At 67.7% G+C, this 17,385-nt stretch carries 13 protein-coding genes; 5 read left to right on the top strand and 8 right to left on the bottom strand.

Going from position 1 to position 17,385, the window contains the following annotated elements:
* Positions 1 to 89 precede the first annotated feature (89 nt).
* From AB3K92_RS35305 to AB3K92_RS35290, 4 genes are all read left to right on the top strand, one after another.
* Complete coding sequence (locus AB3K92_RS35305) at positions 90 to 2,075, top strand: ATP-binding cassette domain-containing protein (protein WP_321900369.1); 1,986 nt, start codon at positions 90 to 92, stop codon at positions 2,073 to 2,075.
* Between the two features lie 242 nt (positions 2,076 to 2,317).
* Positions 2,318 to 4,300 carry a DNA topoisomerase IV subunit B gene (gene parE, locus AB3K92_RS35300; protein ID WP_021158532.1) on the top strand — a complete coding sequence of 661 codons (1,983 nt, stop codon included), beginning with the start codon at positions 2,318 to 2,320 and terminating at the stop codon, positions 4,298 to 4,300.
* A gap of 69 nt (positions 4,301 to 4,369) precedes the next feature.
* On the top strand, positions 4,370 to 6,691 hold the full coding sequence (gene parC / locus AB3K92_RS35295; RefSeq protein ID WP_021158533.1) for a DNA topoisomerase IV subunit A: 2,322 nt from the start codon (positions 4,370 to 4,372) through the stop codon (positions 6,689 to 6,691).
* 250 nt (positions 6,692 to 6,941) lie between these two features.
* Positions 6,942 to 7,400 (top strand): CopD family protein, encoded by a 459-nt coding sequence (locus AB3K92_RS35290; RefSeq protein ID WP_021158534.1) that lies wholly within the window; start codon positions 6,942 to 6,944, stop codon positions 7,398 to 7,400.
* Between the two features lie 49 nt (positions 7,401 to 7,449).
* Here AB3K92_RS35290 and AB3K92_RS35285 read toward each other — a convergent pair whose 3' ends face one another.
* A complete protein-coding gene (locus tag AB3K92_RS35285; protein ID WP_021158535.1) occupies positions 7,450 to 8,334 on the bottom strand; it encodes a LysR family transcriptional regulator in 885 nt (294 codons plus the stop codon).
* 113 nt (positions 8,335 to 8,447) lie between these two features.
* On the opposite strand from AB3K92_RS35285, the gene AB3K92_RS35280 reads away from it, so the two are divergent.
* Positions 8,448 to 8,894: a multidrug/biocide efflux PACE transporter gene (locus AB3K92_RS35280; protein ID WP_369466697.1), complete on the top strand. Its 447-nt coding sequence runs from the start codon at positions 8,448 to 8,450 to the stop codon at positions 8,892 to 8,894.
* 48 nt (positions 8,895 to 8,942) lie between these two features.
* Here AB3K92_RS35280 and AB3K92_RS35275 read toward each other — a convergent pair whose 3' ends face one another.
* The 7 genes from AB3K92_RS35275 to AB3K92_RS35245 form a co-directional block, all read right to left on the bottom strand.
* On the bottom strand, positions 8,943 to 10,151 hold the full coding sequence (locus AB3K92_RS35275; RefSeq protein ID WP_048025385.1) for a chromate transporter: 1,209 nt from the start codon (positions 10,149 to 10,151) through the stop codon (positions 8,943 to 8,945).
* A gap of 196 nt (positions 10,152 to 10,347) precedes the next feature.
* The gene (locus AB3K92_RS35270; protein WP_021158538.1) at positions 10,348 to 12,687 is read right to left on the bottom strand and encodes an EAL domain-containing protein; all 2,340 of its coding nucleotides are present in this window, start codon (positions 12,685 to 12,687) and stop codon (positions 10,348 to 10,350) included.
* 218 nt (positions 12,688 to 12,905) lie between these two features.
* Positions 12,906 to 13,787: a PhzF family phenazine biosynthesis protein gene (locus AB3K92_RS35265; protein ID WP_021158540.1), complete on the bottom strand. Its 882-nt coding sequence runs from the start codon at positions 13,785 to 13,787 to the stop codon at positions 12,906 to 12,908.
* 13 nt (positions 13,788 to 13,800) lie between these two features.
* On the bottom strand, positions 13,801 to 14,259 hold the full coding sequence (locus tag AB3K92_RS35260) for a RidA family protein (RefSeq protein ID WP_006478174.1): 459 nt from the start codon (positions 14,257 to 14,259) through the stop codon (positions 13,801 to 13,803).
* Between the two features lie 42 nt (positions 14,260 to 14,301).
* A complete protein-coding gene (locus AB3K92_RS35255) occupies positions 14,302 to 15,483 on the bottom strand; it encodes a PLP-dependent aminotransferase family protein (protein WP_048025387.1) in 1,182 nt (393 codons plus the stop codon).
* A gap of 152 nt (positions 15,484 to 15,635) precedes the next feature.
* On the bottom strand, positions 15,636 to 16,544 hold the full coding sequence (locus AB3K92_RS35250; RefSeq protein ID WP_021158543.1) for a DMT family transporter: 909 nt from the start codon (positions 16,542 to 16,544) through the stop codon (positions 15,636 to 15,638).
* A 55-nt stretch (positions 16,545 to 16,599) separates the two neighbouring features.
* The gene (locus AB3K92_RS35245; protein ID WP_048026596.1) at positions 16,600 to 17,292 is read right to left on the bottom strand and encodes a VOC family protein; all 693 of its coding nucleotides are present in this window, start codon (positions 17,290 to 17,292) and stop codon (positions 16,600 to 16,602) included.
* Between the last annotated feature and the right edge of the window lie 93 nt (positions 17,293 to 17,385).

Genomic DNA, 17,385 nt, shown 5'->3' with positions numbered 1-17,385 from the left:
GGCACTCGACCTTCCGCAACCGGCCCGCGCGACCGGTCTTGCACCCTATCCGTCCGGCCATACCGGTGCCGGCGCCCGCGACCGGTACAATGGGCGCTTCCGATTTCTCTCTTCGCCGTCTCCCCATGTCGCTCTATTCCATTACCGGCGCGCAGCTCGCGTTCGGTCACGTCGCGTTGCTCGATCACGCGGATTTCTCGCTGGAAGCCGGCGAGCGTGTCGGCCTGATCGGCCGCAACGGCGCGGGCAAGTCGTCGCTGCTGAAGATCGTCGCCGGGCTCGCGAAGCCCGATGACGGGCTGGTCACGCGCCAGCAGGAGCTCGTGACCGTCTATGTGCCGCAGGAGCCCGAGTTCGAGCCGGGCGCGACGGTGTTCGATGCGGTCGCGTCGGGGCTCGCGCATACGCGCGAAGTGCTCGAAGAATACGATTCGATCGCGCACCGCCTCGCGGATACGCCAGAAGGCACCGAACACGATGCGTTGCTCGCGCGGATGAACGCGCTGCAGTCGTCGCTCGACGCGCACGACGCGTGGAACTGGCGCACGCGCGTGTCGATGACGCTCGCGCAGATCGGCCTGGCGGACGTCGACGCGCGCGTCGACGCGCTGTCGGGCGGGATGCAGAAGCGGGTCGCGCTGGCGCGCGCGCTGGTGCTGCAGCCCGACGTGCTGCTGCTCGACGAACCGACCAACCACCTCGACTTCGACGGCATCCGCTGGCTGGAAGAGCTGCTCGTCGCGCAGCGCGCGGGCCTGCTGTTCATCACGCACGATCGCGCGTTCCTCGACCGCGTCGCGACGCGCATCGTCGATCTCGACCGCGGCCGGCTGTTGTCGTACCCGGGCAATTTCTCGGCGTACCAGACGCGCAAGGCGCAGCAGCTCGAAGTCGAGCGCGTGGAAAACGAGAAGTTCGACAAGCTGCTCGCGCAGGAGGAAGTGTGGATCCGCAAGGGGGTCGAAGCGCGCCGCACGCGCAGCGTCGGCCGCATCGCGCGGCTCGTGCAGATGCGCAACGAGCGCGCGGAGCGCCGCAATTCGCAGGGCAACGTGAAGCTCGACGTCGCGCAGGGCGAGAAGTCCGGCAAGATCGTCGCGGAGCTGACCGACGTGACGAAGCGCTACGGCGGCCGCACGGTCGTCGATCGCTTCTCGACGACGGTGATGCGCGGCGACAAGATCGGCTTCATCGGCCCGAACGGCGCCGGCAAGACGACGCTGCTCAAGCTGATTCTCGGCGAACTGAAGCCCGACGAAGGCACGGTGCGCACCGGCACGAACCTGCAGGTCGCGTATTTCGACCAGATGCGCGCGCAGCTCGACCAGGAAAAGAGCCTCGCGGATACCATCAGCCCCGGCAGCGAATGGGTCGAGATCGGCGGCGTGCGCAAGCATGTGATGAGCTATCTCGGCGATTTCCTGTTCGCGCCGGAGCGCGCGCGTTCGCCGGTGAAGTCGCTGTCGGGCGGTGAGCGCAACCGATTGCTGCTTGCGCGCCTGTTCGCGCGTCCGGCCAACGTGCTGGTGCTCGACGAACCGACCAACGACCTCGACATCCCGACGCTCGAACTGCTCGAGGAGCTGCTGGCCGACTACGACGGCACGGTGCTGCTCGTCAGCCACGATCGCGCGTTCCTCGACAACGTTGTGACGTCGGTGATCGCGTCCGAGGGCGACGGCAAGTGGCGTGAATATGTCGGCGGCTTCACCGACTGGCAGATCCAGAGCGCGCGCGCGGATCAGCTCGCGCAGCAGGAAGCCGCGAAGCGTGCGGTGAAGGAAGCGGCGCCCGTCAAGGACGAGCCGGCAAAAAGCGCCGCGGGCCGCAATGCGCAGCGCACGGTGAAGCTGTCGTTCAACGAGCAGCGCGAGCTCGATTCGCTGCCGGAGAAGATCGCCGCGCTCGAGGAGGAGCAGAGGACGATCAATGCCCGGCTCGAAGACGGTTCGATCTTCGCGAAGGATCCGCAGGAGGGCACGCGCCTGACCGAGCGGTTCGCGGCGATCGACGACGAATTGCTCGCGGCGCTCGAACGGTGGGAAACGCTCGAGGCGAAGCGCAAGCCGGCGTAATCCGCATGACGCGTCGCGCGGCCGGCGGCCGCCGCGCGCGATTGCGCGATTGGCGTGCCACGCGGAACCAGTAAAATACCGCGCGTCCCGGGCAGCGCAGCCAACGCCGCGCGCCCGCTTTCGGAGCAGTCCAAGCACACCGTTGTTTCGATTCGCTTTTTTACGGAACTCAACGTTTTGTCCACGACGTTATCCACACGAGGTGTGGACAACGTCCCGATGAATGACGAAATTCAGCGCCTATGTCAACGAAGAAACCCAGCGCGGCCTATAGCGAAGCATCGATCAAGGTGCTCAAGGGTCTCGAGCCGGTCAAGCAGCGCCCCGGCATGTACACCCGTACCGAGAATCCGCTGCACATCATCCAGGAAGTCATCGACAACGCGTCCGACGAGGCGCTCGGCGGCTACGGCAAGCAGATCACGGTCACGCTGCACGCCGACCAGTCGGTCTCGGTCGAGGACGACGGCCGCGGCATCCCGTTCGGCATGCACCCGGAAGAGGGGGTGCCGGTCGTCGAGATCGTATTCACGCGTCTGCACGCAGGCGGCAAGTTCGACAAGGCCGCAGGCGGCGCCTATACGTTCTCGGGCGGCCTGCACGGCGTCGGCGTGTCGGTGACGAACGCGCTCGCGACGCGCCTCGACGTCACCGTCTGGCGCGACGGCAAGATCGCGGAACTCGGCTTCGCCGAAGGCGATGTGGTGAAGCCGCTCACGACGCAGGGCGCGGGCCGCGGCGAAAAGAAATCCGGCACGCGCGTGCAGGTGTGGCCGAATCCGAAGTACTTCGATTCGCCGAACCTGCCGCTCGGCGAGCTGCAGCGCCTGCTGCGCTCGAAGGCCGTGCTGCTGCCGGGCGTCGAGGTCGTGCTCGTCAACGAAAAGAGCGGCGAGCGCCAGACGTGGAAATATGAAGACGGCCTGCGCGGCTACCTGCTCGACGAAATGAACGGCAGCGAGTTGCTGATCCCGTTGTTCGAAGGCGAGCGTTTCGCCGATTCGCGTTCGGGCGACGATACCTTCGCCGAAGGCGAGGGCGCATCGTGGGTCGTCGCCTGGAGCGAGGAAGGTTCGCTCGTGCGCGAGTCGTACGTGAACCTGATCCCGACGCCGGCCGGCGGCACGCATGAATCCGGCCTGCGCGACGGTCTCTACCAGGCGGTGAAAAGCTTCGTCGAACTGCACAACCTGCAGCCGAAGGGCGTGAAGCTGCTCGCGGAAGACGTCTTCGCGCGCGTGTCGTTCGTGCTGTCGGCGAAGGTGCTCGATCCGCAGTTCCAGGGGCAGATCAAGGAACGCCTGAACAGCCGCGACGCGGTGAAGCTCGTGTCGTCGTTCTCGCGTCCGGCGCTGGAGCTGTGGCTGAACCAGCACGTCGAGCACGGCAAGAAGCTCGCCGAACTCGTGATCAAGCAGGCCCAGGCGCGCACGCGCGCGGGCCAGAAGGTCGAGAAGCGCAAGAGCTCGGGCGTCGCGGTGCTGCCCGGCAAGCTGACCGACTGCGAGACCGAGGACATTACGCGCAACGAGCTGTTCCTCGTCGAGGGCGACTCGGCGGGCGGTTCCGCGAAGATGGGCCGCGACAAGGAATACCAGGCGATCCTGCCGCTGCGCGGCAAGGTGCTGAATACCTGGGAAACCGAGCGCGACCGCCTGTTCGCGAACAACGAGGTGCACGACATCTCGGTGGCGATCGGCGTCGATCCGCACAGCCCCGATGAAAGCGTCGACCTGTCGAACCTGCGCTACGGCAAGATCTGCATCCTGTCGGACGCGGACGTCGACGGCTCGCACATCCAGGTGCTGCTGCTCACGCTGTTCTTCAAGCATTTCCCGCAACTGATCGAGCGCGGCCACGTGTGCGTCGCGCGGCCGCCGCTGTTCCGCGTCGATGCGCCGGCGCGCGGCAAGAAGGCGGCGCAGAAGCTCTATGCGCTCGACGAGGGCGAACTGGAAGCGATTCTCGACAAGCTCCGCAAGGACGGCGTGCGCGAGACGCAATGGAGCATCAGCCGCTTCAAGGGGCTCGGCGAAATGAGCGCCGAGCAGCTGTGGGATACCACGATGAACCCCGACACGCGCCGCCTGATGCCGGTGAAGCTCGGCGAACTCGACTACGAGGCGACCGTCGCGCGCATGACGATGCTGATGGGCAAGGGCGAGGCAGCCGCGCGACGCGGCTGGCTCGAGGAAAAGGGCAACGACGTCGAAGCGGACATTTAAGCCGGGAATCCGCGCGGCCGGGCATGACGCCCGGCCCGGCCTCACGCCACTTACGAATACGGAATTCAGATGGACGACAACACCTCCGATCTCTTTGCCGACTCCGGCGCGCCGGAGAGCGATGCGCTGACGCTCGGCAACTACGCGGAGCAGGCGTATCTCAGCTACGCGGTCAGCGTCGTGAAGAGCCGCGCGCTGCCCGACGTGTGCGACGGCCAGAAGCCGGTGCAGCGCCGGATCCTGTTCGCGATGAACGAAATGGGCCTCGGCCCGGACGCGAAGCCGGTGAAGTCGGCGCGCGTCGTGGGCGACGTGCTCGGTAAATACCACCCGCACGGCGACCAGTCGGCGTACGACGCGCTCGTGCGTCTCGCGCAGGATTTCTCGCTGCGCTACCCGCTGATCGACGGGCAGGGCAACTTCGGCTCGCGCGACGGCGACGGCGCGGCGGCGATGCGATACACCGAAGCGCGGCTCACGCCGATCTCGAAGCTGCTGCTCGACGAGATCGACCAGGGCACGGTCGACTTCATGCCGAACTACGACGGCTCGTTCGAGGAGCCGAAGACGCTGCCGAGCCGCATGCCGTTCGTGCTGCTGAACGGCGCGTCGGGTATCGCGGTCGGCCTCGCCACCGAAATCCCGTCGCACAACCTGCGCGAGGTCGCGGCGGCGGCGGTCGCGTTGATCCGCAATCCGAAGCTCTCGCACGCGGAGCTGATGAACCTGATCCCCGGCCCGGATTTCCCGGGCGGCGGCCAGATCATCTCGAGCGACACGGAAATCGCGGCGGCCTATGAAACCGGCCGTGGCAGCCTGAAGGTGCGCGCGCGCTGGAAGATCGAGGATCTCGCGCGCGGCCAGTGGCAACTGGTCGTCACCGAGCTGCCGCCGAACACGTCGGGCCAGAAGGTGCTCGAGGAAATCGAGGAGCTGACGAACCCGAAGCTCAAGCTCGGCAAGAAGACGCTCACGCCCGAGCAGCTCAACACGAAGAAAGCGATGCTCGACCTGCTCGACGCGGTGCGCGACGAGTCGGGCAAGGAAGCGGCGGTGCGGCTCGTGTTCGAGCCGAAGTCGCGCACGATCGACCAGACGGAATTCGTGAACACGCTGCTCGCATACACGAGTCTCGAGTCGAACGCGACGCTGAACCTGGTGATGATCGGCGCCGATGGCCGGCCGGGCCAGAAGGGCCTGCTGACGATCCTCGACGAATGGGTGAAGTTCCGCCAGCTGACGATGACGCGCCGTTGCCGCCATCGTCTCGCGAAGGTCGACGACCGCATCCACATCCTCGAAGGGCGGATGATCGTCTTCCTGAACATCGACGAGGTGATCCGCATCATCCGCGAGTCGGACGAGCCGAAGGCCGCGCTGATGAGCGCGTTCGGCCTCAGCGAACGGCAGGCGGAAGACATTCTCGAAATCCGGCTGCGCCAGCTCGCGCGGCTCGAGAAGATCAAGATCGAGAAGGAACTCGAAGCACTGCGCGACGAGAAGGCGAAGCTCGAGGAGCTGCTCGCGAACGAAAACGCGATGAAGCGGCTGATGATCAAGGAGATCGAGGCCGACGCGAAGCAGTACGGCGACGATCGCCGCACGCTGATCCAGCAGGAAAAGCGCGCGACGTTCGAGGCGAAGGTGGTCGACGAACCGGTGACGGTGGTCGTGTCGCAGAAGGGCTGGGTGCGTGCGCTGAAGGGCCACGGGCTCGACCCGGCCGGTTTCACGTTCAAGGCCGGCGACCATCTGTACGCGGCATTCCAGTGCCGCACGCCGGACCGCCTGATCGCGTGGGGCAGCAGCGGCCGCGTGTACTCGGTCGACGTGTCGGTGCTGCCGGGCGGGCGCGGTGACGGCGTGCCGGTCACGTCGCTGATCGAGCTCGAGTCGGGCTCGCACCTGATGCACTACTACGCGGCGCCGGCCGACCAGCAACTGCTGCTCGCGTCGAGCAACGGTTTCGGCTTCCTCGCGAAGGTCGGCGACATGGTGAGCCGCGTGAAGGCCGGCAAGTCGTTCATGACCATCGATGCGGGCGCGGTGCCGCTCGCGCCGATGCCGGTGCTGCCGAACGCGACGCAGGTCGCGTGCCTGTCGAGCGGCGGCCGCCTGCTGGTGTTCGGGATGGACGAGATGAAGACGCTGTCGGGCGGCGGTCGCGGCGTGATCCTGATGGCGCTCGACGACAAGGAAACGCTCGTTCAGGCGCTCGCGATCGATCCGGCCGGCGTCGTGCTGATCGGTACCGGCCGCGGCGGCAAGGCGCAGGACGAGACGCTGTCGTATGCGGGGCTGGCGCCGCACGTCGGCAAGCGCGCACGCAAGGGCCGCGCACCGGAGACGAAGCTCAAGGTCGTCAACGAACTGCGTCCGCTGCTCGGCTGACGCGACGCGCGATCGATCGGCCGGTTCGGCCGTGATCGAAGGCCGCACCTCCGCTTCGGCGGGCGTGCGGCCTGTTCTTTTTGAGCGGGGATTCGGGTAAGCAAGCGTGGCGCTGTCACGCGGAACTTGCAAAATAGTGTGAAATCGCGCCTGGGGTCTGAACCGGGCGGCGACAATCCGGTCGAACGTCGCTCGATGCCGCGTGCGACGCGGCCGTTCGCCGTACCCCACTCCTCACAGGATTGCCGTCATGTCCCATGCTGTCTCCGTCGCGCTGTTTCTTCATCTGCTGGCCGTCGCCGTGTGGGTGGGCGGGATGGTCTTCGCCAACTTCTGCCTGCGTCCGGCGCTGTCCGACCTGTCGCCGCAGCTTCGGTTGCCGCTGATCGAAGGCGTGTTCGGCCGCTTCTTCAACTGGGTGTCGGGTGCCGTGATCGTGATCCTGCTGTCCGGCGGCTTCCTGCTCGTGGAATTCGGCGGCGCGCACGCAACGTGGTCGCTGCATGCAATGGCCGGGCTCGGCGTCGTGATGATGCTGATCTTCGGGCATATCCGGTTCGCACTGTTCCCGCGCATCCGTCGTGCGGTGCAGGCGCAGAAGTGGCCGGATGGCGCGCGCGCGGTGAATACGGTGCGCCTGCTCGTCCTCGTGAACCTCGTGCTCGGCGTCGTGACGATCGGCGCGGCGGTGTTGTCGCGCGGCTTCTGACCTGCCGGTGCCGGCCGGCGCGCTGCCGCCGGCGGATCGGCCTGCGTCGCTACGCGGCCAGCATCGCATCGAGCAACCACGAGCCGACCGGGCCGAGCGGCCGGTTGCGCGACCAGACCGCATCGACCCGCACGCGGCGCGGCCAGCCGCGCGCACGCAGTTCGCACAGGCGATCGCGTGCGAAGTGGTCGACCATCCAGCGCGGCAGTTCGGCCCAGCCGAACCCCTGCACGGCCATCTCCAGCAGCATCAGGTAGCTCGGTGCCAGCCAGTGGTGCGTGCCGACGACGATCCGGTCGCCGGTGCCGCGGCCTTCCGTTTTCACATAGGTATTGAGGCGCAGTTCGCGCACGTCGCGCAGCGCGGCGTGCGGCACGTCGGCGTCGCCGTATTCGGCGAGCGCGTGCATGCGGCCGACGAACAGCCCGATCTCCGATTCCTCCGCGATCGTCGCCGCGCCGATGTCGGCCGGGTAGGCCGCGCGCGCGGCCATCAGCCCGAGCTGCGCGCGTCCCTGCTGGATCAGGTCGAGCACGTCGTCGTGCTCGGCGATCTGGCATTCGAACTCGAGTGCGGGAAAGCGCCGCTCGAGCGCCGTCAACGTTTCCTCGTAGCGCTTCGACTGGTACGTATCGGACACGACGAGCGTCAGCCGCGCTTCCTCGCCGCGCGCGAGCCGCGCGGCCGTGCGGTCGATTGCCGCGCCGGCCTCGAGCGCGCGCTGCACCTGCGGCAGCAGTGCCCGCCCGGCGTCGGTCAGCGTCGGCGCGCGCGTCGAACGGTCGAACAACTGCACGCCGAGATCGATCTCGAGGTTCGCGATCGCCTCCGACACGGTCGACTGGCGCTTGCCGAGCTTGCGCGCGGCGGCGGTGAACGAGCCGAGCAGTGCGGCTTCGGCGAATGCGAGCAGGGCTTCGGGGGCGTGGCGCATGCGGCGCTCCTGATGGCGTTATATCGGTAAAACCGATGATATCAAACTGGATTCATACGGTTGTGCCGATCAAAATGGCGGCCATCAACGAAGCGGACGAATCGGAGGGAATCATGAAACAGGTCAACAAAACGGTGACGGAACGGTTGCTGCATGCACTGACGTTCGAGCTGGTCGCGATCGCGCTGTGCGCGCCGCTCGGCGCGTGGCTGCTCGACATGCCGGTGTCGCACGTCGGTGTGCTGACGGTGATGGTGTCGCTGATCGCGATGGCGTGGAACATGGCGTTCAATACGCTGTTCGACCGCGTCGAGCGACGCGCGGAGCTGTCGCGCACGCTCGGCATGCGGATCGCGCATGCGGCCTTGTTCGAGCTCGGCCTCGTCGTGCTGGTGGTGCCGGTTGCTGCGTGGTGGCTGAACGTGAGCCTCGTCGAGGCGCTGCTGCTCGACCTCGGTATCGTGCTGTTCTTCCTGCCCTACACGTTCGGCTTCAACCTTGCGTACGACGCGCTGCGCGCCCGCTGGATGGCACGCCGGGTCGCGGTGCAGGCGGGTTGAGGACGGGCGAGTGCCGGTCAAGGCCGACGGGGCGGCCGCTGCCGCCCGTCAGCGCGCGGCGGCCCACAGCCACACGCCGCACGCAACCGCGACCGTGCCGTACACGGCATAGACGGGCACCTTGAAGCGCGCGAAGCAAAGTGTCGCGAAGGCGCCCGTCAGCCAGTAAACGGGGTCGGCCGGTTCGCGGTGCAGGATCCTCACGACCGCGACGACGAGAAAACCGGTGGTCGCCGCGCGCAGCAGGCGCATGCCGTGCTCGAAACGCGAATGGCGCTTGAGCCGGGACAGATGGTTCTGCGCAAACACGACGAGGCAGCCCGACGGAATGAACAGCGCGGCCGTCGCGAGCAGCGCGCCCACCCAGCCGTCGGTCAGGTAGCCGAGAAACGGCACGACGTTCAGCAGCGGCCCGGGCGCGACGGGCGACAGCGCGAACGCAAGCGTGAAGTCGTGATCGGAGATGCCCGTTGCCGGCGTGACGAACAGCGTCTTGAGCACGGGCAGCGCGGAAAAGCCGCCGCCGAACAGCGTCATGCCGGCGCCGGCGAGGCGCGGCCACAGCAGCGTCGCCTGGTAATCGCCGGGCAGCGGCACCGCGAACAGCGTGACGAGCACGCCGAGCAGCACGAGCAGGTTGCGGTCGCGGGCCGACAGCGTGAAATCGACCGCGTCGCGCTGCGGCGGCCCGGTCAGCCAGCCCGCCGCGAACGCGGCGAAAAGAATCCCGACGAAAGCGGCCGGATTATGCGCGAAAGCAAGCAGAATCGTCGACAGCGCGGCGATCAGCTGTTCGCGCCGTGTGCGCGCGAGCGAGCGCAGCTGCTTGACCCAGGTGACGCCGATCAGCGCGGCGAGCACCATCCCGAAGTGATTGATCAGCATCGGCGCCGCCAGCGAGCGCACGAACGGCGTGCGATAGAAGATCGCGAACAGCGTCATCAGGATGGAGAAGGGCAGCACGCTCGCGATGCCGGCAACCCATGCGCCGACGCGGCCGTGCAGTATCTGGCCGACCTGTATCGCCACGTTGCAGCCGACGGGGCCCGGCACGAGCCAGGCCAGCGCGACGAGATCGCCGAATACGTGAGGCTCGATGCGCCGCAGCCGCTCCACGTAGTGGCGTTCGAGCTGCGCCATCATGGAAAGCCCGCCCCACGAGACCGCCGAAATGCTGGCAACGACCTTGAACAGGTCCCACAGGGAAGCCTGTGCCTGTTCGACATCAGCGGTCGCTTCGATTTCGACGGTTGTCATCTCGGTGGTATGGGCTCGGGGCCCGATCTCTCGCGTATGGCCATGCCGGCGGCCCGCCGACACGTTGCCCCTCCCGATTGTCCGCCGCGTATCGTGACACGGCCATGAGCGAAAACGCTAGTTCATGAACTAAACAATTGGATCGGAAAACGAAACGATGACGGTGCACGCAACGCCCGCCACGGCTACGGTGCGCTTACGCGCCCGTGCTGCCCGTCGCGCGGTGTGCGATCACGTTCGGTGAATCGCTGCGCACGCCGAAGCGTGCGATCAGCGCGGGAATCGCGTCGGCCGGCACCGGCCGCGAGAACAGGAAGCCCTGCGCCTCGATTTCGCCGAGTGCGGACAGCCACGTGATCTGCTCCTCGGTTTCCGTGCCCTCGACGACGACGGTCAGCCCGAGCGAGCGCGCGAGATGCACGATCGACGACACCATCACGCACACGCTGCGATCGTTCGGGATCGCCTGCACGAACGAGCGGTCGACCTTCAGCGTGTCGACGGAGAAGCGGTGCAGGTACGACAGCGACGAATAGCCGGTGCCGAAATCGTCGAGTGCGATCCGGATGCCGAGTTTCTTCAGTGCGACGATCTTCTCGGACACGAGCTCCGGATATTCCATCATCGCGGTTTCGGTGATCTCGATTTCGAGCCGGTTCGCGTCGATGCCGGTTTCCTGCAGCGTGCTCGAGATCGTCTCGATCAGGTCGCCGCGCCAGAACTGCACCGGCGAGATGTTGACCGCGAGCGTCAGCGTATCGTGGCCCTCGTCGCGCCAGCGCGCGATCTGCTCGCACGCGGTGCGGATCACGAAGTCGCCGATCGGCACGATCAGGCCGGTCGATTCGGCAATCGAAATGAATTCGTTCGCGGAGATGATCCCGTGCTCGGGGTGATCCCAGCGCGCGAGCGCCTCGAAGCCGGTGATGTGGCGGTGCGTGAGGTCGATTTTCGGCTGGTACGCGAGGAACAGCTGCCCCTCGGCGAGCGCGACGCGGAGTTGCTGTTCCCAGCGCATCAGGTGGTCGGCGCGGTGCGACAGGTGCGGCGCGTAGAACTGGTAGCAGTTCTTGCCGGCGTCCTTCGCGCTGTACATCGCGAGATCGGCCTTCTTCAGCAGGTCGATCTCGCTTTCGTTCGCGACCGTGTGCAGCGCGATGCCGATGCTCGCGTGCAGCACGAACGAACTGCCGCGCACGTCGAACGGTTCGCTGAACATCCGGATGATCGCTTCCGCGAGCCGCACCGCGCGCCGCTCGACGTCGTCGCCCTTCATCACGACGACGAACTCGTCGCCGCCGATCCGCGCGAGCGAGCCTTCGTCGCCGACCGCATCGGCCAGGCGCGACGCGGTCATCTGCAGCACGATGTCGCCGGCGTTGTGGCCGAGCGTGTCGTTGACGGTCTTGAAGTTGTCGAGGTCGATGAACAGCAGCCCGAGCCGCGACAGGCTCGTCGGCATCGACACGTCGTTGCGCAGCCCGCGCAGCGTCGCATAGCGGTTCGCGAGGCCGGTGAGCAGGTCGTATTCGGCGAGCTGCGTCATTTCCCGCTCGCGGCCGAGCAGCTTGCCGATCAGCCCCGTCGCGACGCCGAAGAACGCGAGCATCGCGAGCGTGATGAAGCTCGTCATCAGCAGGTAGACGTTGCGCGTGTGGTAGTAGTCCGCGTACTCCTCGGTCTGCGACAGCCCGACCATCACCGCGAGCGGGTAGCCGTCGAGGTGGCGGTACGACACGATGCGCGTCACGCCGTCGATCGGGTCGATGATCGTGCCCGTCACGCGCTCGGCGATCGGGTAGACGCCCGACGCCGAAAACGCGCCCGGCGCATTGCTGACCGAGCCCGTGCGCCGCGCGAGCACGCCGCCCGTATCGGACACGACCGCGATCACGCCTTCCTTGCCGATCGCCGCGTTGTTGTAGAAGTCGTTCGTGAAGTAGCTCGGGTCTTCCGACACGACGACGATGCCCGCGAAGCTGCCGTCCGGGTTGTTCAGGCGGCGTGTCATCTGCAGCGTCCAGTGGCTCGACACGCGGCCGAGCACGGGCTTGCTGATGAAGAGACGGTCGTCGTTGTGCGCGAGGTGGACCTTGAAGTGCTCGCGGTCGGACAGGTTGATCGGCTGCGGATGCAGCTCGGCCGTGTTCGCGAACAGGATGCCCTTCGCGTTGACGAGCGATACCTGGATCAGCGTGTCGCTCGGCACGACGCCTTTCTCGACGGCGCTCGCGAGGTTGAAGCGCGCGGGGGACTTCTCGAATTCGAACTTGACGAAGCGGGTGATCTGGTCGACCTGGTGGATCGCCTTGACCGTATGCTGCTCGAGCGCGGAGGACAGGATCGCCGCGGAAGCCGCCGCCTCCTTGTATGCGCTGTCCTTTTCCACCGAGAGACGCGCGATGATCACGGCCCACAGCAGCGCAAGCGCCAGCATCCCGAGCAGCGGGATCGCAAATAGCGCACGCCGGCGCGATTTGCGCGGCGCGCGAAGCGGCCGGGTCGGCGGCGTGTGGTTGGGCCGGGCGGAGCTCATCGAAGAGGGTGGCGTCCTGCGCGCGTGCGCCATCCGTCAGGATGGCTGGCTATGGTTCGGGTTGTCCCGACGTCTGTTCGTTCGCGGGACACGCAACCATGGACAGACCTCCGAAACAACGGATTAGGCCCGATATTACTGGCTGGAACGTTTTTGCGATAGTTGGGCGAAGCGTAGGGGGCGCCGGGCGGACCGGCGCCATCGCACATCGCGAAATGTCACACGGGTGACAGGAAGGTGCCGTCGACGACCGTGACGACATCGCCGCCGATCCAGGTGGTGCCGTCTTCGGCATAGCTGACGAAGATGCGGCCGTCGCGGCCGATCGCCGTACCCTGGCGGGCCGTATACGACGGGCCGGGGCGGCGCTCCTGCCGTGTCAGCAGCCCGGCCAGCGCGGCGTTTGCGCTGCCGGTGACGGGATCCTCGCCGAAGCCGAAGTTGCCGCCCGTCATCAGGCAGCGGATTTCGAACGTCGCGGGGCCGCCTTCGGCGTGCGGGGCGTAGACGGCGAGGCCGTCCATGCCGTAACGGTGCGTGAGCGCCTCCAGCGCGGCCGGATCGGGCGACAGGCCGATGCACGCGTCGGCCGACTTCAGCCGCACGACCAGCCACGGCGCGCCGTTGTCGACCGCGCACGGCTCGGCTTCCAGGTCGATCGCGTCGCTGCGCAGCGCGGCAGCCAGCGCCGCGTAGTCCGAACGGTCGAGCGGCGTGACGCGGGCCGGCGGCGCGGCGAACGCCCAGCCGTCGGCCTGCTCGCGCAGCGCAACCAGGCCGACCCCGCATTGCTGGATCAGCCGGCCCGGCGTACGCGGCCGCGCGCCGCTTTCGAGGAACGCATGCGCGGTGCCGAGCGTCGGGTGGCCGGCGAACGGCAGTTCACCGGCCGTCGTGAAGATCCGGACGCGGTAGTCGGCTTCCGGATCGGTCGGCGTGCAGACGAACGTGGTTTCCGACAGGTTCGTCCAGCGGGCGATCTCGAGCATGGCGTCGTCGCCGAGCGAATCGGCGTCGAACACCACGGCGAGCGCGTTGCCCTTGAACGGCACCGACGTGAACACGTCGACCTGCTTGAAGCGGACGAGACGGCCGGGCACTGCGTTGCGCCCGTTACGCAACTTCGGCGATCAGCTCGATCTCGACGCACGCGCCGAGCGGGATCTGCGCGACGCCGAAAGCCGAGCGTGCGTGCTTGCCCGCGTCGCCGAACACTTCGGCGATCAGTTCCGACGCGCCGTTCGTCACGACGTGCTGTTCGGTGAAGTCGAGCGTCGAGTTGACGAGGCTCATCAGCTTGACGATGCGCGTGACCTTGTTCAGGTCGCCGGTGTGCGCGTGCAGCGTCGCGAGCAGGTCGATCGCGATCGAGCGCGCGGCCGCCTTGCCGTCTTCCGTCTGAAGATCCGCGCCGAGCTTGCCGGCCCAGACCTTGCCGTCCTTCTTCGCGATGTGGCCCGACAGGTAGACCGTATTGCCGCTTTGCGCGCTCATCACGTAGGCGGCGGCCGGTGCGCCGGCGGTCGGGAGCTCGATGCCGAGCGACTTCAGCTTGTCGTAGACGTTAGCCATGGATTCGATTCCTCGTAGAGAGTCGTGACAGGAAAAAGGGGATCAGAGGCGCTCGCGCAGCAGCTTGCCGAGGCGAGCGACGCCTTCCTCGATCTTCTCGGGCGGCACCGTCACGAACGACAGGCGCAGCGTGTTCTGCTGCGCGTTGTCCGCGAAGAACGGCGCGCCCGGCACGAAGGCGACGTGATTGTCGACGGCCGCCGCGAGCAGCTTCATGCTGTCGATCTGCGCGGGCAGGTTCACCCAGATGAACATCCCGCCTTCCGGCCGGTTCCACGTGACGCCTTCCGGCATGTGGCGCTCGAGCGAGCCGAGCATCGCGTCGCACTGCGCGCTGTACAGCTCGCGGATCGTCGGGATGTGCTCGTCGAGGAAACCGTCCTTGATCACTTCGTGCGCGATGCGCTGCGTGAGCGTCGGCGTGTGCAGGTCGGTGGCCTGCTTGGCCTGCACGAGCTTGAAGTGGAGTTCCTCGGGCGCAATGATGTAGCCGATCCGCAGGCCCGGCGCGAGCACCTTCGAGAACGTGCCGAGGTGCACGACGTGATCGGGCGCCATCGACAGCATCGTCGGCAGCGGCTCGCCGCGGTAGTTCAGCGCGCCGTACGGATCGTCTTCCAGCACCGGGAACGGGCTCGACTGCGCGAACGCGGCGAGTGCGCGGCGGCGCTCGACGGGCAGGCGGCGGCCGGTCGGGTTCTGGAAGTTCGGCTGCGCGTACAGCAGGCGCGCGCCTTGCGTGAGTTCCGGCGTCAGGCCTTCCGGCAGCAGGCCCTGCTCGTCGGTCGGCACCTGCACGTAGCGCGGCTCGTACAGCGAGAACGACTGCAGTGCGCCGAGGTAGGTTGGGGTTTCGACGAGGATCGGGCTGCCCGGATCGACGAGCGCCTTGCCGAGCAGGTCGAGCGCCTGCTGCGAGCCGGTCGTGATCAGCACCTGCGACACGCGCACGCTGTAGCGCTCGGCGATCCATTCGCGCAGCGGCAGGTAGCCTTCGGTCGCGCTGTACTGGAGTGCGGCGGCCGGCGCGTCGCGCAGCACGCGATCGGCGGCGGCGCGCATGCGTTCGGCCGGGAACGTCGCGGGGGCGGGCAGGCCGCCGGCGAACGAGATGACCTCGGGGCGTTCCGTGACCTTCAGGATTTCGCGGATCGCAGAGCTCGTCAGCTTGCGGGCGCGTTCGGAAAGCTGCCAGTGCGGCGGATGCAGGTCGCTCGGATTCATAGTCTCCTCGTTCGGATATCGTGGTCAGTCAAGAAAGGTCGTTCGGGCAAATCGCTTCGACGCTGCCGGGTGGGCATGCGCGAGCGCGATCGAGCCTTCGCGGCCGGGTGGGCAAAACCGATCAGGCAAAACGTCCATTATGGCGCACCTGTTCAGCCGGCGCGAGCCGGTTGCGCGGCCGTGGCGACCGCCGAGCGGCGCCCGAGCACCACGGTGGCGATCACCGCGGCCGCGAACAGCCACGTGGACGACGTGACCGTTTCGCCGAACAGCAGCGCGGAAAAGGCGATCGTGAAGAAAATCTGCAGCAGTTGCACCTGGCCCACGCGCGCGATGCCGCCCATTGCGAGCCCCGCGTACCACGCGAAAAAGCCGATGAACTGCGAAAAGAGGGTCACGTAGCCGAAGGCGAGCCACGTGCGCAGGGCGAGCGGGCCCGGATGCGCGGCATGCTGCATCCATGCGAGCCAGCCGACCGGCAGCACGAGGAACGGCGCGGACACGACGAGCGCCCAGCAGATCACCTGCCAGCCGCCGATCTGGCGCGCGAGGCGCGCGCCTTCCGCATAGCCGAGCGCGCCGATGCCGACCGCGACGAGCATCAGCGCGTCGCCGGCCTGCACGGTGCCGCCGCCGTCGCGCAGCGCGAACGCGATCACGAGTGCGCTGCCGGCCACCGCGCTGGCCCAGAACGCCTTCGACGGCCGCTCGTGCGACAGCCATGCCGCGTACAGCGCAACGAACAGCGGCTGGAGGCCGTTGACCACCGCGCCGTGCGACGCCGGTACCGATTTCATCGCCCACGCGGAGAACACCGGATACGCGATGATCACGCCCGCCGACGTGATCGCGAGGCTTTTCAGTTGCGCGCGGGTCGGCAGCGGCTCGCGGCGCCACCACAGCAGCAGGCCGGCCGGTACCGCGGCGGCGAGCGCGCGGCCGAGCCCGTTGAGCAGCGGATGGAGTTCGGAGACGACGATCCGCGTCATCGGCAGCGTCAGGCTGAAGATCATGACGCCGATGAGGCCGAGCAGCATGCCTCGGGTTTCGCGCGAATTCATGGGATGGGTGTCTCCGTGTTGCCGGTATTGGGGTAAGGGCGGGGCGGCGGGGGGCTCAGCGCAGCGTGCGCGGGCCCTGCGGCGTGTCGAATTCGGCGACGAGCGCGGGCGGGCCGTCGGCGGCTTCGAGGTCGAGCAGGTGGGCGGCGCCGAGCCAGTCGAGCTGCTCGCGGATCGCGTCCGCGCGCGGGTGGACGCCCTTGAGCGCCTTCAGCGCGACGCCGTCGCCCGGCAGCGATTCGGACGGGTGGCGCGTGCTGTCCCACTGGATCAGCGACGGCACGAGGCCGTCGCCCGCGCCTTGCCACGCGGGGAACGCGCCGTCGTCGGGCACGGTGAGGCCCCAGCTCAGGTCGCCGCGCCGCATCGCGACGACCGGCGCGATGCGTGCCGGGTACTGGCTCTGCCACAGCGCGAGCTGGCGCGGCCGGTCGACGCGCGCGACCCAGTGCGCGAGAAACGGGCCTTGCGCGAGCCGCGCGTGCATGGCCGGCTCGTCGAGCGCGAACAGCCGCGCGCGCGGCGGCTCGGCGCCGTCGTTCGGCGCCGGCGCGTCGGGGTCGATCGCGATCACCTCGAGGTACAGCCCGCCCCACGCGCCGAACAGCGCATTGTGGGTGCGCATCAGCGGGTGGCGGCCGCCGCCGGCCGGTTCGATGCCGAGCGCGTCGGCGACATGGCGTACGCCTTCGTCGAGCGTGCGCGCGGCGATCACGAGATGGTCGAGTGTCAGGGAGCGGGCTGGCATGAACGTCGGTCGGGAAGCGAAAGTGTCATGGTGGGCTGGCGAGGCGCCGGGCGGTGGCCGGCCCGGCCGGCGTACCGGCCGCGATGCGGTCCG

Origin of the sequence: Burkholderia sp. Bmkn7, from assembly GCF_041103175.1 — a bacterium.
GTDB classification, from domain to species: Bacteria; Pseudomonadota; Gammaproteobacteria; order Burkholderiales; family Burkholderiaceae; genus Burkholderia; species Burkholderia cepacia.
This window is presented reverse-complemented; position numbering and strand designations above follow the sequence as displayed.